Genomic DNA, 15,257 nt, shown 5'->3' on the forward strand with positions numbered 1-15,257 from the left:
CGATGACCCAGCTCACCCTCACCAAGACCCGGCTGGCGAATGGCCTCTGGGAAGGCCGCATAACCGGCACGACCGCCCGCCCCGACATCGAGGTCACCCTGCACGACCGCCCGGTCGAGGGCGTCGGCATCACCGAAACCGAAGAATCCGGCGCATGGGCACTGACCATCCCGGTCCCCCCCGAGGCCATCGCGGATGGCATCCAGACCTTCCTGATCGCCGATGCCGCCAGCGATGTCACGCTCGGCCATTTCACCCTGATCGCCGGCGAAACCGACCCCGACGACCTGCGCGGCGAGGTCGAACTGCTGCGCGCCGAGCTCGACATGCTCAAACGCGCCTTCCGCCGGCACTGCGTGGAAACGCTCTAGCGGGTCACTCCAGACCCAGCGACAGGAACCTGTCGCCCGGCGACAGGGTGAAGATATCCACCCCCGTCGCGGTCACGCCCACCGAATGCTCGAACTGCGACGACAGCGTCTTGTCCCGCGTGATCGCGGTCCAGTCGTCGTCCAGCGTCTTCGTCTCGGGCCGCCCCAGGTTCACCATCGGCTCGATGGTGAAGAACATCCCCTCCTCCAGCACCGCGCCGGTGCCGGGACGCCCGTAATGCAGCACGTTCGGCGGCGCATGGAACACGCGCCCCAGCCCGTGCCCGCAGAAATCGCGCACCACGCTCATCTTGTGGGATTCCACGAAGGTCTGGATCGCATGGCCGATGTCGCCGAAGGTATTGCCCGGCTTCACCTGCTCGATCCCCAGCATCAGCGCGTCATGCGTCACCTGGATCAGCCGCTGCGCAAAGGGCTTCAGCTTGCCCGCCACATACATCCGGCTGGTATCGCCGAACCAGCCATCGACGATCACCGTCACGTCGACGTTCAGGATATCGCCGTCCTTCAGCACGTCATTGGCACGCCCCGGGATCTTGTTGCCCGGAATGCCGTGGCAAACGACATGGTTCACGCTGATGCAGCTGCCGTGCTGATACCCCTTGTATCCAATGGTGGCCGAAGTCGCGCCCGACGCCTCCACCATCTCGGTGATCAGCCGGTCGATCTCGCCCGTGGTCTGCCCGACAAATACATGCTCGCCGATATCATCGAGGATTTTCGCCGCCAGAGCGCCGGCGGCATGCATTCCGGCAAAGTCGCCGGACTCGTAGATGCGGATGCCGTCCTTTGTCAGCCGGCCACGGAAATCGTTGTTCAAACCCTTGCCTCGTCAGTCGTCGGGGGACGGTGCCCTATGTAGGACGCTTTGGCGCAAAGGGCCAGAGGGGGGCGGACATTCGCCGCGCCGCGTCCCCTAAGCTGCACGATCCGCAAGCACCGGCACCGGCGCGGCCAGCGCGATCCCCTCGGGCGTGATCGCGGTGGTCAGGGCAATCGCCTCCACCCCGGCGGCCTGCGCGGCGGCAAAGGCACGGGCATAGCCCGGGTCGATATCGCCCGCCAGCGCGAACCGGTCGCAATCCGTCCGCTGGATCAGATACAGCATCACCGCCCGCTGCCCGGCGCGCGCCACCTCGGCCAGCTCGGCCAGATGTTTCGTCCCGCGCGCCGTCACGCTGTCGGGAAACTCGGCCAGCCCCGCCTGCCGGCTCAGCGTCACCGACTTCACCTCGACATAGGCATCCGCCCGCCCCGGCCCGCCCAGCAGGAAATCGACCCGGCTGTTCGCCCCATAGGGCACCTCGGCGCGCAGCGTCGCATAGCCCTCCAGCCCCGGCACCCGCCCCTCGGCCAGCGCCGCCCGCAGCGCCCGGTTCGGCACCGACGTATCCACTCCGGTGAAATGCCCGTTCTCATGGTCGATCAGCCGCAGCCCGAACTTCAGCTTTTTCTTCGGATCGTCATTGGGCTCCAGCCAGACCTTCATCCCCGGATCCGCCAGCCCCATCATCGACCCGGGATTGGCACAATGGGCGGTGATCTCCCGCCCGTCCTCCAGCCGGCAATCAGCAAGGAAGCGTTTGTAACGCCGGATCAGCCGGCCCGGCACGAGAGGGGTTTCAAACCGCATGGGCCTGCGCCTATACCGTCGCAGAGGGGCAAGCAAGGGAGCCGGAGATGCCGAACCCAACCGCCGCCATGCTGGTAATCGGTGACGAGATCCTGTCGGGCCGCACGCGCGATTCCAACATGTATTACCTGGCCGGCGCGCTGACGCGCCACGGCATCGACCTGAAAGAGGCCCGCGTCGTCAGCGACCATGCGCCCTCTATCGTCGCCGCCGTGCGCGCGCTGTCGGACGCCTACGACCACGTCTTTACCTCCGGCGGCATCGGCCCGACCCATGACGACATCACCGCCGACTGCATCGCCGAGGCCTTCGGCGCCCATATCGACGTGCGCGCCGACGCCCGCGCCCTGCTCGAGGCGCATTACGCCCGCACCGGAACCGAGTTGAACGCCGCCCGCCTGCGCATGGCGCGCATCCCCGACGGCGCAGCGCTGATCGAAAACCCGGTCTCCACCGCGCCGGGCTTCACCATCGCCAACGTCCACGTCATGGCCGGGGTGCCCGCCGTCTTCGAGGCGATGGTCGCCAGCGTCCTGCCCACCCTGACCGGCGGCGCGCCGCTGATCTCGGAAACCCTCCGCGTCGACCGCCCCGAGGGCGAGATCGCAGCGCCCCTCGGCGATCTCGCCGCGCGCTACCCCGACCTCTCGATCGGCTGTTACCCCTTCCTTCAGAACGGCCGCCCCGGCGCCAATGTGGTGATCCGCGGCGCCGAGGCGGCGCAGGTCTCGGCGGCGATGGCCGAACTGGTGACGGCGGTCGGCAAATGAGCCTGCGCGCCTTCTTCGACGCCCTCGACGGCACCTGGCCCGCCGCCAGCTACCGCCAGCTCGGCCCCGTCACCCTGCGCGAGGGTCAGGGCGGCGGCAGCCGCGTCTCGGCCGCAACCATCGAGGGCGACTGGACCCCCGCCGATCTCGACGCCGCCGAGGCGGCCATGCGCGACATGGGCCAGAAACCCATCTTCCAGCTGCGCCCCGGCCAGCAAACGCTCGACGCGGCTCTCGCCGACCGCGGCTACAGCGTGCTCGACCCGGTGAACCTCTACACCTGCCCGGTCGACCTGCTCTGCGACATTCCCCTGCCCCGCGTCACCGTGCTCGCCGTCTGGGAGCCCCTTGCCCTGATGCTGGAAATCTGGGCCGAGGGCGGCATCGGCCCCGCCCGCATCGCGATCATGGAGCGCGTGAAAGGCCCCAAGACCGGCCTGCTCGGCCGCCACGCCGACAAACCCGCCGGCTGCGCCTTCGTCGCGATCCACGACGGCATCGCCATGGTCCACGCGGTCGAGGTGCTGCCCCACCAGCGCCGCTCGGGCATGGGCCGCTGGTTCATGCGCGCCGCCGCCCTCTGGGCGCGCGACAACGGCGCGCATACTCTGGCGCTGATGTGCACCAAGGCCAACGTCGCCGCCAACGGCCTCTATTCTTCCCTCAACATGGAGGTTGTGGGAGAGTACCACTACCGCCACCTGACTTCGGAGACGACCGCATGACCGACCAGCCCACCGCCCTGAACCTGCCGATGGTCGATCCGCTGCCGCCGGCGACGCAGAAATACTTCGACATCTGCACCCAGAAGCTCGGGATGATCCCGAACGTGCTCAAGGCCAATGCCTTCGACATCGACAAGCTCAACGCCTTCACCGCGATGTATAACGACCTGATGCTCGCCAACAGCGGCCTCTCCAAGCTCGAACGCGAGATGATCGCGGTGGTCGTCTCCTCCATCAACAAGTGTTTCTACTGCCTCGTTGCCCATGGTGCCGCCGTGCGCCAGCTCTCGGGCGACCCCAAGCTCGGCGAGATGCTGGTGATGAACTGGCGCGTCGCGCCGCTCGACGCCCGCCAGCGCGCCATGCTCGCCTTCGCCGAAAAGGTCACGATGGCCAGCGCCACCGTCGAGGAGGCCGACCGTCAGGCGCTGCGCGAGGTCGGCTTCAGCGACCGCGACATCTGGGACATCGCCAACGTGACCGGCTTCTTCAACATGTCGAACCGCGTCGCCAGCGCCACCGGCATGCGCCCGAACGACGAGTATCACGCGCAAAACAGATGAAACTCCGCTTCGCCGCCTGCCTCGTCATCGGCCTCGCGCCGCTGCCCGGCGCGGCGGCGGAGCTGCAGCTCGCCCCCGGTGCGCGCCAGCTGACCGAACGCATCAACCCGGCCGACAGCTATGACCTGCCGACCGGCCCCTTTGCCGACGGCACCGTGCCCACGCGCCATTACGAAGGCCGGGTCGAACGCCTGGCCTGGCGCATCGACACCCCCGGCATGACCACGCTTCAGCTGCTGGCCCCCCTGCGCGCGCAGCTCGAGGCACAGGGCTACAAAATCGTCTTCGAATGCGACGAACGCTCCTGCGGCGGCTTCGACTTCCGCTTCCGCACCGAAGTCGTGCCCGCGCCCGACATGTATGTCGACATCCGCAACTACCGCTTCCTCGCCGCCACCCGCGGCGAGACCGAGGCGCTCAGCCTGCTGGTCAGCCGCTCGCGCAGCGCCGGATATGTCCAGATCGTGCGCGTGAACCCCGATCCCGGCACCGAGCCCGAGGCAACCGAAGCCCCCCCGCCAGAGGCCGCCACGCCCGAGGATCTGGGCGACAGGCTGCTCGCCCAGGGCCACGCCGTGCTGGGCGATCTGGTCTTCGACACCGGCGCCGATGCCCTCGACCCCGGCACCTACGATTCGCTGCGCCGGCTCTCCGAATTCCTCGCCGCCCATCCCGACATGATGGTCGCCGTCGTCGGCCATACCGACAGCATCGGCGCGCTCGATCAGAACATCTCGCTCTCCAAACGCCGCGCCGAGTCGGTGCGCGACCGCCTGATCAAGACCTGGGGCGTCGCCCCCGAGCGCATTCAGGCCGAAGGCATGGGCTACCTCGCCCCCATCGCCTCCAACCTCACCCCCGAAGGCCGCGAGGAAAACCGCCGCGTCGAGGTGATCCTGCTCCGGCAGGGCGGGTGAAACCCACCCTTCCCGCCAATCCGGACGATACCCCGCAACAAAAAACCCCCGCACCGAAGTGCGGGGGAGGTTTTGTTGCCAAGGGAAGCAACGAGATGAACTCTTACCAGTCGTCGGGGCCCTTGTCGGCAAAGGCGTTGACGAGGAAATCGATAAAGGCGCGCACCTTGGGCTGGGTGAACCGGCCCGGCGGATAGACGGCATAGATGCCCTGGGTCTCGACCGGCAGGGTCGGCATGGCGTATTCCACCAGCCCCTTCTCCATCGCCTCCGAAAACAGGAAGCTCGGCAGATAGGCGATCCCGAGGCCCGAGATGGCGGCGTTCAGCAGCGACTGCCCGTCGTTCACGCTCAGCCACCCGGCCGTGCGCACCTGACGCTTCTCGCCCGAGGGCGCGGTCAGCTTCCAGACGTTGCCCGAGGACTGGTTGGAATAATGCAGCAGCTTGTGTTCGTTCAGGTCGTCGATCTTCTGCGGCCGCCCGTATTTGGCGAAATACATCGGGCTCGCGATCATCGCCTTGGTCGTATCGGTCAGCTTGCGCGCCCGCAGCGTCGAATCTTCCAGCTCGCCGATCCGCACCGCCATGTCGAAGCCTTCCGAAATCAGCTCCACATACCGGTTGTTCAGCACCATGTTGACGGTGATCTCGGGATACTCGGCAAGAAACTCCGACAGGACCGGCGAGAGATGATTGACGCCAAAGTCCGTCGCCACCGAAATCCGCAGCAGGCCCGAAGGCGCCGATTGCATCGACGTCACCAGCGCATCCGCCTCTCCGGCGTCGTTCAGCACCCGGCGGGCGCGGTCGTAATAGGCCAGGCCAATCTCGGTCGGCGAGACGCGGCGCGTGGTGCGGTTCAGCAGACGCGCACCCAGGCGGGCTTCGAGGCTCGACACATGCTTCGAGACGGCGGACTTGGAAATGCCCATCTTCTTCGCCGCATCGGTAAAGCCGCCCTGATCCACCACATTGGCGAAGGCCTCCATTTCGGTCAGACGGTCCATTCAATATCCCTCGAAGTCAGTCAGGCTTGGGTTGACCCCCTGTATCCGGGTGAATCTGGGCAAGAACGGGGCGAGCTTGCGATAATATCGCGGTTTTGTCGGCATCGTTGAAGGCATGGAAACGGGGTGGGGTCAAACCGCCGCGGGACCGAACCGCGCATCGAAGGCGGCCTGCCCCGCAGCGGTAAACCGCAGGATTCGGGTATTTGGAAGGCGCGACAGCCATCCCTGCGTTTCCATCGCGCCCAGCATGGCCCGGCCCAGCCGCCCGCCCAGATGCGACCGCCGCACCGACCAGTCCAGACACTCCCGCGCCAGCGGCGCGCGCGAGGGCGGCAGCGCGTCGGGATCGACACCAAAATCTCCGATCAGCGCGCGGCCCGTCGCGGTCAGCGTCAGCCCCTCTTCGGCGGCGGCAAAGGCGCCCTGCCCCTGCAACGCGCGGAACATGCGCACGCCGGTTTCCCCGGCCAGGTGGTTGTAGCACACCCGCGCGTGCCGCAGCTCGGCATCCTTCGGCCCCGGCCGCGTGCGCAGATATCCCTTGCCGGCCGCCAACCCCATCAGCGCCTCCAGCGCCCGCGCCACCTCCGACCCGGCCAGGGTGAAATAGTTGTGCCGCCCCTGCACCCGCCGCGCGATCAGCCCGCCGTCCTCCAGCTTGCGCAGATGCGCGCTGGCCGTCTGCGCGGTGATTCCCGCCTCGGCCGCCAGCTCCGCGGCGGTCAGCGCCGTGCCGGTCATCAGCGCGCTCAGGATATTGGCCCGCGCCGGATCGCCGATCAGGCTGGCCAGGGCGGCAATGTCGGGTCCGTGTCGCATGGTTCGATCATGGCCGAAGCATTCGCGCATCACAACCGGTTATCCCCTCCGGGCAACCGGAAGGAGACACCCCATGCTGACCTGCATCATCCGCTACCACATCGACCCGACGAAAAAGGATCAGTTCGCCCAATACGCCCGCACCTGGGGCCAGGCGATCCCGCGCTGCGGCGCCGACCTCATCGGCTATTTCGCCCCGCACGAAGGCTCCAGCACGCTGGCCTACGGGATCTACACCATCGAAAGCCTCGCCGCCTACGAGGCCTATCGCGAAAGGCTCGCCAACGACCCGCTGGGCCAGGAAAACTATGCCTTGGCCCAGCGCGAGCGGTTTCTTTTGCGCGAGGACCGCACATGGCTCAAGCTGGTCTCGACACCGCACGGGAGACGCGCATGATCGCAGTCATCTTCGAGGTCGAACCCGCCGAGGGCCAGACCGACCATTATCTGAATATCGCCGCGCAGATGCGCCCGCTGGCCGAGGCGACCGAAGGCTTCCTCTCGGTGGAACGCTTCCAGAGCCTCACCAACCCGGGCAAACTGCTCTCGGTCTCCTTCTTCGAGGACGAGGCGGCGGTCGAGCGCTGGCGCAAGCTGGCGCAGCACCGGGGCGCGCAAGCCAAGGGGCGCGGCGGGGTCTTCAGGGACTACCGCCTGCGGGTGGCCGAGGTGATCCGCGACTACGGGATGAACGACCGGGCCGAAGCGCCTCAGGACAGCTGCGCCCAGCACGGCTGAGGTCAGGGCACCCGCCGCCCACAGCGCGCATGGGTCTGGAAACAGGCAGCGACGCCTTCCAGATCCTGCGCCTTGGGGGCCGGGAAATGCGTATCGCCGCAGGGCGACAGGACCAGCGCATAGCCGCTCGCCCGGCGTTCCAGATACATCAGGTACTCGCCCCCGCTGATCATGTCGCCGCACCACGGCCCAAGGCACAGCGCGTCGATCGTCACCGCCGCGTCGAAGGGGTTGAGAAAGCCGTTGGTATCCAGCGACCGCCCCTTGATGCGCGCCGCAATCTCGTTGTGGGCGGGCAGGTTCTCGTTCTCCGGATACCGTCTGCGAGGCAACTGATCGCTGTCGAAGGCCGCGACCCCCGCCACAACCACATAGCTCTTCTCGCTGTTCGCGGCGAGGTCATAGCCCTCTTTCGGCCCCACCGGCAGGCAGGACAGCGCCTGCGCCGGGCCCGCCAGAAGGACCAGCGCCAGCGCCCGGATCACGAAAGGTGCTCCGCAAACTCCTCCAGCACCCGCTCGTACACAGCCCGCTTGAACGGCACGATGGCCTCGACCAGCTGACCCACCGGCTGCCAGCGCCAGGTCGAGAATTCCGGGTGTTCGGTCGCGATGTTGACCTGATCGTCGGTGCCAAGGAACCGCATCAGGAACCACTTCTGCTCCTGCCCGCGATACCGCCCCTTCCAGATCTGCGGCACGATGTCATGCGGCAGGTCGTAGGGCAGCCAGTCCCTTGTCTCGGCAACGATCTCGACCAGATCCGCCGTCACCCCGGTCTCTTCCCACAGCTCGCGCAGCGCGGCGTCGCGCGCTGCCTCGCCCTTGTCCACCCCGCCCTGCGGCATCTGCCAGGCCTCGGTGAACCGGTCGCGGCGCTGGCCGACAAAGACATCGCCCTCCGCGTTCATCAGCATCACGCCGACGCAGGGACGGTAGGGCAGTCTGGCGATCTCTTCGGGGGTCATGGGCAACGTCCTTTTGACCCAGGTTCTGTCACGCTCCCCGCCCCCCGCGCAAGCCCATGACGCGGCGTTGGGGGTGACAAGCGGCCCATGGCCCGCAAAGCTGCGCCCAACCACATCAGGGAGCGACTCATGGCCACCTATCCGCATCTTCTGGCACCGCTGGACCTCGGCTTTACCACCCTGAAGAACCGGGTGCTGATGGGGTCGATGCACACCGGGCTGGAGGAAACCCGCGACTGGAACCGGGTGGCCGAATTTTACGCCGAACGCGCGCGCGGCGGCGTCGGGCTGATGGTGACCGGCGGCATCGGCCCCAACCTCGAAGGCTCGGTGCTGCCCGGCGCTTCGATGATGACCACCGACAAGGACGTCGCGAACCATCGCGTCATCACCGACCGGGTACACGAGGCAGACGGCAAGATCGCCATGCAGATCCTGCACGCCGGCCGCTACGCCTACGGCCCCAAATGCGTCGCCCCCTCGCCGGTGAAATCGCCCATTTCCCCCTTCCCCCCGACCGAGCTCGACGAGGACGGCATCGAGAAACAGATCGCCGACATCGCCAACGCCGCCCGGCTGGCCCGGCAGGCCGGCTATGACGGGGTCGAGATCATGGGCTCCGAGGGTTACCTGCTGAACCAGTTCCTCGTCACCCACACGAACAAGCGCACCGATCGCTGGGGCGGCGCCTACGAGAACCGGATGCGCTTCCCGCTCGAAGTCGTGCGCCGCACCCGCGCCGCCGTGGGGCACGACTTCATCATCATCTACCGCCTGTCGATGATCGACCTCGTCCCCAACGGCTCGACCCACGACGAGATCGTGCAGCTGGCGCAAGAGGTCGAAAAGGCCGGCGCCACCATCATCAACACCGGCATCGGCTGGCACGAGGCGCGAATCCCGACGATTGCGACAAGCGTCCCCCGCGCCGCCTTCGCCTGGGTCACGAAAAAGCTCATGGGCAAGGTCTCGATCCCCGTCATCACCTCGAACCGCATCAACACGCCCGAAGTGGCCGAACAGGTGCTGGCCGAGGGCTGCGCCGACATGGTCTCGATGGCCCGCCCCTTCCTCGCCGATCCCCATTTCGTCGCCAAGGCGGCGGCAGGCGAAGGTGCGAAAATCGCGCCCTGCATCGGCTGCAATCAGGCCTGCCTCGATCATACCTTTGGCGGCAAGCTCACCACCTGCCTCGTCAACCCCCAGGCCTGCAACGAGACCGAGCTCGTGATCACCCCCGCCGAAGTGAAAAAGACCGTGGCCGTGGTCGGCGCCGGCCCGGCAGGGCTCTCCACCGCGATCACCGCCGCCCGGCGCGGCCACGCGGTCACGCTCTTCGACGCGGCGGACGAGATCGGCGGCCAGCTCAACATGGCCAAGGTCATCCCCGGCAAGGAGGAATTCCGCGGCCTGGTCGACTGGTATCGCACCATGGTCGCCGACGCGGGCATCGACCTGCGCCTCGGCACCCGCGCCGGGGCCGGGGATCTGGCGGGCTTTGACGAGGTGGTGATCGCCACCGGAGTCATCCCGCGCGATCCCGCCATCGCGGGCGAGGACGCGCCCAACGTGCTCAGCTACATCGACGTGCTGCGCGGCAAGGCCCCGGTCGGCAAGCGGGTCGCGGTCATCGGCGCGGGCGGCATCGGCTTCGACGTGGCCGAATACCTCGCCCACGAGGGCACCAGCCCGACCGAGGATCTGCCGCTCTGGATGAAGGAATGGGGCGTCACCGACCCCGCCGAACACCGCGCCGGCCTCGCCCCCGAAGGCCCCCAGCCCGAACCGCCCGCGCGCGAGATCACGCTCTTGCAGCGCAAGACCACCAAGCACGGGCGCGACCTCGGCAAGACCACCGGCTGGATCCACCGCGCGGCTCTGCAGATGAAGGATGTGAATTTCGTCGGCGGCGTGAACTACGAACGCATCGACGCCGAGGGCCTGCACGTCAGCTTCGGCGCGGCGCGGGAGAATCCCTCGGTGATCGCGGTGGACACCATCGTGCTCTGCGCCGGCCAGCTGTCCGAACGCAGCCTCGCCGACGCGCTGATCGCGCAGGGCCTCACCCCGCATGTGATCGGCGGTGCCGACGTGGCGGCCGAACTCGACGCCAAGCGCGCCATCGACCAGGGCACCCGGCTGGCGGCGGCGCTCTAGCGCCCCTCCGAGGATCAGATCGCGGCGCTGTGGCGGGTCCGGTCCATTCCGTAGGCATCGAACCCGCGCGCCACGATCCGCGTCAGCGGGCGCAGTTCGGCCGGGATCTCCAGACCCCGGTCGTCATGCCGCAGCATCCCGTCGAACCCGCGGTTCACCTCCTGGAACATCGCATCCAGAGCCGCCCGGCTCACCGGAAACCGCCCCAGAATCTCCCCCGCGTCGATCCGGAAATCGCACATCAGCGCCTCGATCAGCCGCGCCCGCAGCGCGTCCTCCCCCGCAAAGGCATGCCCCCGCGCCGTCGCGAACCGTCCCTCGCGCACCGCCCCGATATAGGCCGAGGTCGCCGCCGCGTTCTGCGCATAGCCCTGCGGAAAGCGCGAGATCGACGAGGCGCCCAGCCCGATCAGCACCTCCGACGGATCGTCGGTATAGCCCTGGAAATTCCTCCGCAGCCGCCCGGCCTTCTGCGCCACCGCCAGCCCGTCGCTCGGCAGCGCGAAATGGTCGATGCCGATCTCGTCATATCCATCCCAGACGAACAGCTGCTGCGCCGTCTCGAACAGCTCCAGCCGCGACTCGGGCGTCGGCAGCGCGTCCGAAGGGATCATCGTCTGCCGCCGCGCCACCCATGGCACATGCGCATAGCCATAGAGCGCCACCCGTTCGGGACCGAGCGACAGCAGCTTCTGCACGCTCTCGGTGATCTTCGCGTTGTTCTGGTGCGGCAGCCCGAACAGGATATCGGCGTTCAGGCTGCCGACGCCCTGCGCCCGGATCATCTCGACCGCCGCGCGCGTCACCTCATAGCTCTGGTCGCGCCCGATGATCTGCTGGATCGACGGATCGAAATCCTGCACCCCGATCGAGGCCCGGTTCATCCCCGCCCCCGCCAGCGCATCCAGCCGCGCCGCGTCAATCTCGTTCGGGTCGATCTCGACCGAAAACTCCGCCCCCTCGGCCAGCGGCGCGACCTCGGCAATTGCCCCCGCCAGATCCCGAATCATGGAGGCGTCCAGCAGGGTCGGCGTACCGCCGCCCCAGTGCAGACGCGACAACGTGACACCCTTGGGCAAAATCTCTCCCAAAAGCCCGATTTCCTGCCGCAGCGCCTCCAGATACCCCGCCACCGGAGCCAGCGACTGGGTGCCCTGGGTACGGCAGGCGCAGAACCAGCAAAGCCTGCGACAGAAGGGAATATGCACGTATAAGGAGATCTTGGCATCCGCGGGAATACCCGCGATCCAGTCGTGAAATTCCCCCGCCCCGACCTGCGTCCCGAATTGCGGCGCGGTCGGATAGCTGGTGTAGCGGGGTACCCGTGTGTCAAACAGGCCCAGACTTGCGAGTTGCGTTTTCGGTATCATTCCTTCACATTAACGACCAGCCGAGGCCCGCGACCTTGACACAGATCAACCGGATGCCAGCGTGAATGTGCTTGCCAAAAATACCCAGGTAAAATGCGGCGATTGCCCGATAAGGCATCGCGCCGTTTGCGCACGCTGTGAAACGGACGAATTGGAACGTCTGGAAGAGATCAAGTATTACCGGAATTTCGAACCCGGCCAGACGATTGTCTGGTCGAATGACAAGATGGATTTTGTCGGCTCGGTCGTGAAAGGCGTCGCTACCCTGACCCAGACGATGGAAGACGGGCGCACCCAGATGGTCGGCCTGCTGCTGCCCTCCGATTTCGTCGGCCGCCCCGGCCGCGACGGCTCGGCCTATGACGTGACCGCGACAACGCAGGTCGTCATGTGCTGCTTCCGCAAGAAGCCCTTTGAAAAATTGATGGCCGACACCCCGCATATCGCCCACCGCCTGCTGGAAATGACGCTCGACGAACTCGACGCGGCGCGCGAATGGATGCTGGTGCTGGGCCGCAAGACCGCGCGCGAGAAGATCGCGAGCCTGCTCGCGATCATCGCCCGCCGCGACCCCCGCCCCGACCTGCCCTCCGGGATCGAGGCCAGCTTCGACCTGCCCCTGACCCGCGAGGCGATGGCCGATTACCTCGGCCTCACGCTGGAAACCGTCAGCCGCCAGATCTCGGCGCTGAAACGCGACCGGGTGATCGTGCTCGACGGCAAGCGGCACATCCTCGTGCCCGACATCGGCCGCCTGCTGGAAGAAGCGGGCGACGACAGCGACGGCGGCTATCTGGTCTGACTTCAGAGACTTGCACGAAGCCAGCGCGCCACCCGCGCGGCGGGCGTCCCCGGGCGCAGGGGGCGCGGGCTGAACATCCTCAGCCCCCCGGGCAGCCGCACCGACGCACCAAAGGGCGCCACCAGCGCCCCGCTGGCCAGATGCCCCGCGATCAGCGCGCGATGCCCGATCAGCGCCCCCGCCCCGTTCACTGTCTCCTCGACCGCCAGCGCGTAGAGCGAGAACACCGGCCCGCGCGGCACCAGCCGCATCCCCGGCGCGGCAACCCGCGCCCACAGCTGCCAGTCCTCGGCCCAGACGCTGTCGGTCAGGCAGGGCACGCGGTTCAGATCCTCGGGGTTGCTCAGCTGCGCCGCCAGCGCCGGCGCGCAGACCGGCAGGATCTCGTCTTGCACCAGCCGCCCCTCCGGGTCCGGCCCGAAGAACAGGCACAGATCGTAGGGCGCACGCTTCAGGTTCGGCGGCGCCTCCATCGCGGTGATCGAAATCTCGATCTCCGGCGCCTCGGCCCGCAGACGCGGCAGCCGGGGCGACAGCCAAAGCTGCGCCACCGAGGGCAGCGCTGCGACATGCACGACATTCGGCGCGGCCTCGGCCCGCAGGCTCTGGCTCGCCAGCGCCAGACGGTCGAAGGCCTCGGTAAACCCCGGCAGCGCCCGCGCGCCAAGGCGGGTCAGGCTCAGCCCCCGTGCGCCACGGGTGAACAGCGGCGCGCCCAGATCGGCCTCCAGCGCCTTCACATGCGCCGACACCGCGCCCGGCGTGACGTTCAGCTCTTCCGCCGCCGCCGCGAACCCGCCCAGCCGCGCTGCCGCCTCGAAGGCGCGCAGGGCGTTCAGTGGCGGCTGGCGGGGACCGGGCGGTTTGACGGGCATGAAAGACTCAGATTTCCTGAGCCTAGTTTTCAGCAAAACTCATTTGTGCGCAATCCCGCCCGGTGATCTTCTTGCATTGTCACAGGAGTTTGCCCCATGCCCCATCTCGCCCCCCGCCCCTGGGTGCCCGCCCCCTGCGAGGCCCGTGTCCAGTCCATCGCCGCCGAAACCGCCGCCGCCCCGACGGCGGCCACCAACGCCCGCATCGCCGCGCTGATCGACCGCAACCGCGAGATCCACGACCTGGACTGCTTCAACCTCAACCCGGCCACCAACGTGATGAACCCCCGCGCCGAGGCGGCACTCGCGGCAGGCTTGGGCAGCCGCCCCTCGCTCGGCTATCCCGGCGACAAATACGAGATGGGGCTCGAAGCCATCGAAGAGATCGAGGTCATCGCCGCCGAACTCGCCGCCAAGGTCTTCGGGGCGACCCATGCCGAGATCCGCGTCGGCTCGGGCGCGCTGGCCAATCTCTACGGTTTCATGGCGCTGGCCCGCCCCGGCGATGCGATCATCGCGCCGCCCGGCACCATCGGCGGCCATGTCACGCACCACAAGGCGGGCTGCGCCGGGCTCTACGGTCTGGAAACCCACGCCGCGCCGATCAATGGCGACGACTACACCATCGACCTCCCCGCCCTGCGCGCGCTGGCGCAGCAGGTGCGCCCCAAGGTCATCACCATCGGCGGCAGCCTGAACCTCGTGCCCCATCCGGTCGCCGAGATCCGCGCGATTGCCGACGAGGTGGGCGCAAAGGTCCTTTTCGACGCCGCCCACCAATGCGGCATCATCGCCGGCGGCGCCTGGCCCAATCCGCTGACCGAGGGCGCCCACCTGATGACGATGAGCACCTACAAGAGCCTCGGCGGCCCCGCCGGCGGGCTGATCGTCACCAATGATGCCGAGATCGCCGAGCGGCTCGACCACATCGCCTTCCCCGGCATGACTGCCAATTTCGACGCGGCCAAATCGGCGGCGCTCGCCATCTCCCTGCTCGACTGGGTCGACCACGGCGCGGCCTACGCCCGGGCGATGGTCGATCTCGCCGCCGCGCTGGCCGACGCGCTCGAACAGCAGGGCCTGCCGGTCTTCAAGGCCGGCGGCGCGGCAACCCGTTCGCACCAGTTCGCGCTGCTCGCGGCGGAATTCGGCGGCGGTCAGGCGGCGTCAAAGACGCTGCGCAAGGCGGGCTTCCTCGCCTGCGGCATTGGCCTGCCTGCCGCGCCGGTCGAAGGCGACCTAAACGGCCTGCGCATCGGCACCCCGGAACTCGTGCGCCGCGGCGTCACCCCCGCCGATGCCCCCGCCCTCGCCGCCCTGATCGCCGAGGGTCTGCGCGCCAACGACCCCACAGGCGTCGCCGCCCGCACCAAAACGCTCAGGGCAAGGTTCCAGGCGATGCACTACGTCACCCCGTGACCAGAGCGATGTCGCACCCCTGTCACGCGATATTCAGATAACTTTTTCAAATCCTTGACGGTCCCGTGATCTTGGAGGGCTACTGCCCCCTTACGGCC

Annotated in this window: 18 protein-coding genes; 10 read left to right on the forward strand and 8 right to left on the reverse strand. The window is 67.8% G+C overall.

The features are described 5' to 3' along the window. Nucleotides 1-2: 2 nt before the first annotated feature. Nucleotides 3-371, forward strand: coding sequence for a hypothetical protein (locus ACFO5X_RS09450; RefSeq protein ID WP_380717125.1), 369 nt, complete (start codon nucleotides 3-5; stop codon nucleotides 369-371). A gap of 4 nt (nucleotides 372-375) precedes the next feature. Here the strand turns inward: ACFO5X_RS09450 and map are convergent, their stop codons facing one another. Together map and sfsA are read right to left on the reverse strand one after the other, a co-directional pair. Further along, nucleotides 376-1,212: a type I methionyl aminopeptidase gene (gene map / locus ACFO5X_RS09455; protein ID WP_380717126.1), complete on the reverse strand. Its 837-nt coding sequence runs from the start codon at nucleotides 1,210-1,212 to the stop codon at nucleotides 376-378. A 96-nt stretch (nucleotides 1,213-1,308) separates the two neighbouring features. After that, complete coding sequence (gene sfsA, locus ACFO5X_RS09460) at nucleotides 1,309-2,025, reverse strand: DNA/RNA nuclease SfsA (protein WP_380717127.1); 717 nt, start codon at nucleotides 2,023-2,025, stop codon at nucleotides 1,309-1,311. A 47-nt stretch (nucleotides 2,026-2,072) separates the two neighbouring features. Between sfsA and ACFO5X_RS09465 the strand changes: the two genes are divergently transcribed. The 4 genes from ACFO5X_RS09465 to ACFO5X_RS09480 are packed head-to-tail and all read left to right on the forward strand — an operon-like array spanning nucleotide 2,073 to nucleotide 5,000. Then, nucleotides 2,073-2,795, forward strand: a complete 723-nt coding sequence (locus ACFO5X_RS09465) for a competence/damage-inducible protein A (RefSeq protein WP_380717129.1) — start codon at nucleotides 2,073-2,075, stop codon at nucleotides 2,793-2,795. Next, nucleotides 2,792-3,520 carry a GNAT family N-acetyltransferase gene (locus tag ACFO5X_RS09470; RefSeq protein WP_380717130.1) on the forward strand — a complete coding sequence of 243 codons (729 nt, stop codon included), beginning with the start codon at nucleotides 2,792-2,794 and terminating at the stop codon, nucleotides 3,518-3,520. The genes ACFO5X_RS09465 and ACFO5X_RS09470 overlap by 4 nt, the downstream gene beginning before the upstream one ends. Continuing rightward, nucleotides 3,517-4,083 (forward strand): peroxidase-related enzyme, encoded by a 567-nt coding sequence (locus ACFO5X_RS09475; protein ID WP_380717131.1) that lies wholly within the window; start codon nucleotides 3,517-3,519, stop codon nucleotides 4,081-4,083. The genes ACFO5X_RS09470 and ACFO5X_RS09475 overlap by 4 nt, the downstream gene beginning before the upstream one ends. Further along, nucleotides 4,080-5,000: an OmpA family protein gene (locus tag ACFO5X_RS09480; protein WP_380717132.1), complete on the forward strand. Its 921-nt coding sequence runs from the start codon at nucleotides 4,080-4,082 to the stop codon at nucleotides 4,998-5,000. Before ACFO5X_RS09475 ends, ACFO5X_RS09480 begins: the two co-directional genes overlap by 4 nt. Before the next feature lie 103 nt (nucleotides 5,001-5,103). Here the strand turns inward: ACFO5X_RS09480 and ACFO5X_RS09485 are convergent, their stop codons facing one another. Next, nucleotides 5,104-6,009 (reverse strand): LysR family transcriptional regulator, encoded by a 906-nt coding sequence (locus ACFO5X_RS09485; RefSeq protein ID WP_380717133.1) that lies wholly within the window; start codon nucleotides 6,007-6,009, stop codon nucleotides 5,104-5,106. A gap of 132 nt (nucleotides 6,010-6,141) precedes the next feature. Further along, a complete protein-coding gene (locus ACFO5X_RS09490) occupies nucleotides 6,142-6,831 on the reverse strand; it encodes an ArsR/SmtB family transcription factor (RefSeq protein ID WP_380717134.1) in 690 nt (229 codons plus the stop codon). A 73-nt stretch (nucleotides 6,832-6,904) separates the two neighbouring features. Between ACFO5X_RS09490 and ACFO5X_RS09495 the strand changes: the two genes are divergently transcribed. Both ACFO5X_RS09495 and ACFO5X_RS09500 read left to right on the forward strand, forming a co-directional pair. Beyond that, on the forward strand, nucleotides 6,905-7,228 hold the full coding sequence (locus ACFO5X_RS09495) for an NIPSNAP family protein (protein WP_380717135.1): 324 nt from the start codon (nucleotides 6,905-6,907) through the stop codon (nucleotides 7,226-7,228). Beyond that, nucleotides 7,225-7,569 (forward strand): antibiotic biosynthesis monooxygenase family protein, encoded by a 345-nt coding sequence (locus ACFO5X_RS09500; RefSeq protein WP_380717136.1) that lies wholly within the window; start codon nucleotides 7,225-7,227, stop codon nucleotides 7,567-7,569. The genes ACFO5X_RS09495 and ACFO5X_RS09500 overlap by 4 nt, the downstream gene beginning before the upstream one ends. Before the next feature lie 2 nt (nucleotides 7,570-7,571). Here ACFO5X_RS09500 and ACFO5X_RS09505 read toward each other — a convergent pair whose 3' ends face one another. Then, entirely contained in the window at nucleotides 7,572-8,054 is a 483-nt protein-coding gene (locus tag ACFO5X_RS09505; RefSeq protein ID WP_380717137.1) for a hypothetical protein, read from the reverse strand. After that, complete coding sequence (locus tag ACFO5X_RS09510) at nucleotides 8,051-8,536, reverse strand: RNA pyrophosphohydrolase (RefSeq protein ID WP_380717138.1); 486 nt, start codon at nucleotides 8,534-8,536, stop codon at nucleotides 8,051-8,053. Before ACFO5X_RS09510 ends, ACFO5X_RS09505 begins: the two co-directional genes overlap by 4 nt. A 129-nt stretch (nucleotides 8,537-8,665) precedes the next feature. Here ACFO5X_RS09510 and ACFO5X_RS09515 point away from each other — a divergent pair, with 129 nt between their 5' ends. Further along, nucleotides 8,666-10,693 carry an FAD-dependent oxidoreductase gene (locus tag ACFO5X_RS09515; protein WP_380717139.1) on the forward strand — a complete coding sequence of 676 codons (2,028 nt, stop codon included), beginning with the start codon at nucleotides 8,666-8,668 and terminating at the stop codon, nucleotides 10,691-10,693. Nucleotides 10,694-10,707: 14 nt separating this feature from the next. Here ACFO5X_RS09515 and hemN read toward each other — a convergent pair whose 3' ends face one another. Continuing rightward, entirely contained in the window at nucleotides 10,708-12,063 is a 1,356-nt protein-coding gene (gene hemN / locus ACFO5X_RS09520; protein WP_380717140.1) for an oxygen-independent coproporphyrinogen III oxidase, read from the reverse strand. Nucleotides 12,064-12,130: 67 nt separating this feature from the next. On the opposite strand from hemN, the gene fnrL reads away from it, so the two are divergent. Continuing rightward, nucleotides 12,131-12,865 carry a transcriptional regulator FnrL gene (gene fnrL, locus ACFO5X_RS09525; RefSeq protein WP_380717300.1) on the forward strand — a complete coding sequence of 245 codons (735 nt, stop codon included), beginning with the start codon at nucleotides 12,131-12,133 and terminating at the stop codon, nucleotides 12,863-12,865. Nucleotides 12,866-12,867: 2 nt separating this feature from the next. Here fnrL and ACFO5X_RS09530 read toward each other — a convergent pair whose 3' ends face one another. Then, on the reverse strand, nucleotides 12,868-13,740 hold the full coding sequence (locus ACFO5X_RS09530) for a LysR family transcriptional regulator (protein WP_380717141.1): 873 nt from the start codon (nucleotides 13,738-13,740) through the stop codon (nucleotides 12,868-12,870). 96 nt (nucleotides 13,741-13,836) lie between these two features. Here ACFO5X_RS09530 and ACFO5X_RS09535 point away from each other — a divergent pair, with 96 nt between their 5' ends. Further along, complete coding sequence (locus ACFO5X_RS09535; protein WP_380717142.1) at nucleotides 13,837-15,159, forward strand: serine hydroxymethyltransferase; 1,323 nt, start codon at nucleotides 13,837-13,839, stop codon at nucleotides 15,157-15,159. The last annotated feature ends 98 nt before the right edge of the window (nucleotides 15,160-15,257 follow it).

Source organism: Seohaeicola nanhaiensis (assembly GCF_042654245.1).
GTDB classification, from domain to species: domain Bacteria; phylum Pseudomonadota; class Alphaproteobacteria; order Rhodobacterales; family Rhodobacteraceae; genus Seohaeicola_A; species Seohaeicola_A nanhaiensis.

Bases quoted from the DNA above. Each gene is read 5' to 3' on its own strand.
- sfsA (WP_380717127.1), bottom strand. From the start codon at position 2,025: ATGCGGTTTGAAACCCCTCTCGTGCCGGGCCGGCTGATCCGGCGTTAC.
- ACFO5X_RS09485 (WP_380717133.1), bottom strand. From the start codon at position 6,009: ATGGACCGTCTGACCGAAATGGAGGCCTTCGCCAATGTGGTGGATCAG.
- ACFO5X_RS09530 (WP_380717141.1), bottom strand. From the start codon at position 13,740: ATGCCCGTCAAACCGCCCGGTCCCCGCCAGCCGCCACTGAACGCCCTG.
- ACFO5X_RS09490 (WP_380717134.1), bottom strand. From the start codon at position 6,831: ATGCGACACGGACCCGACATTGCCGCCCTGGCCAGCCTGATCGGCGAT.
- ACFO5X_RS09500 (WP_380717136.1), top strand. From the start codon at position 7,225: ATGATCGCAGTCATCTTCGAGGTCGAACCCGCCGAGGGCCAGACCGAC.
- ACFO5X_RS09465 (WP_380717129.1), top strand. From the start codon at position 2,073: ATGCCGAACCCAACCGCCGCCATGCTGGTAATCGGTGACGAGATCCTG.
- ACFO5X_RS09450 (WP_380717125.1), top strand. From the start codon at position 3: ATGACCCAGCTCACCCTCACCAAGACCCGGCTGGCGAATGGCCTCTGG.
- ACFO5X_RS09475 (WP_380717131.1), top strand. From the start codon at position 3,517: ATGACCGACCAGCCCACCGCCCTGAACCTGCCGATGGTCGATCCGCTG.
- ACFO5X_RS09480 (WP_380717132.1), top strand. From the start codon at position 4,080: ATGAAACTCCGCTTCGCCGCCTGCCTCGTCATCGGCCTCGCGCCGCTG.
- hemN (WP_380717140.1), bottom strand. From the start codon at position 12,063: ATGATACCGAAAACGCAACTCGCAAGTCTGGGCCTGTTTGACACACGG.
- ACFO5X_RS09510 (WP_380717138.1), bottom strand. From the start codon at position 8,536: ATGACCCCCGAAGAGATCGCCAGACTGCCCTACCGTCCCTGCGTCGGC.
- ACFO5X_RS09515 (WP_380717139.1), top strand. From the start codon at position 8,666: ATGGCCACCTATCCGCATCTTCTGGCACCGCTGGACCTCGGCTTTACC.
- ACFO5X_RS09535 (WP_380717142.1), top strand. From the start codon at position 13,837: ATGCCCCATCTCGCCCCCCGCCCCTGGGTGCCCGCCCCCTGCGAGGCC.
- ACFO5X_RS09470 (WP_380717130.1), top strand. From the start codon at position 2,792: ATGAGCCTGCGCGCCTTCTTCGACGCCCTCGACGGCACCTGGCCCGCC.
- ACFO5X_RS09495 (WP_380717135.1), top strand. From the start codon at position 6,905: ATGCTGACCTGCATCATCCGCTACCACATCGACCCGACGAAAAAGGAT.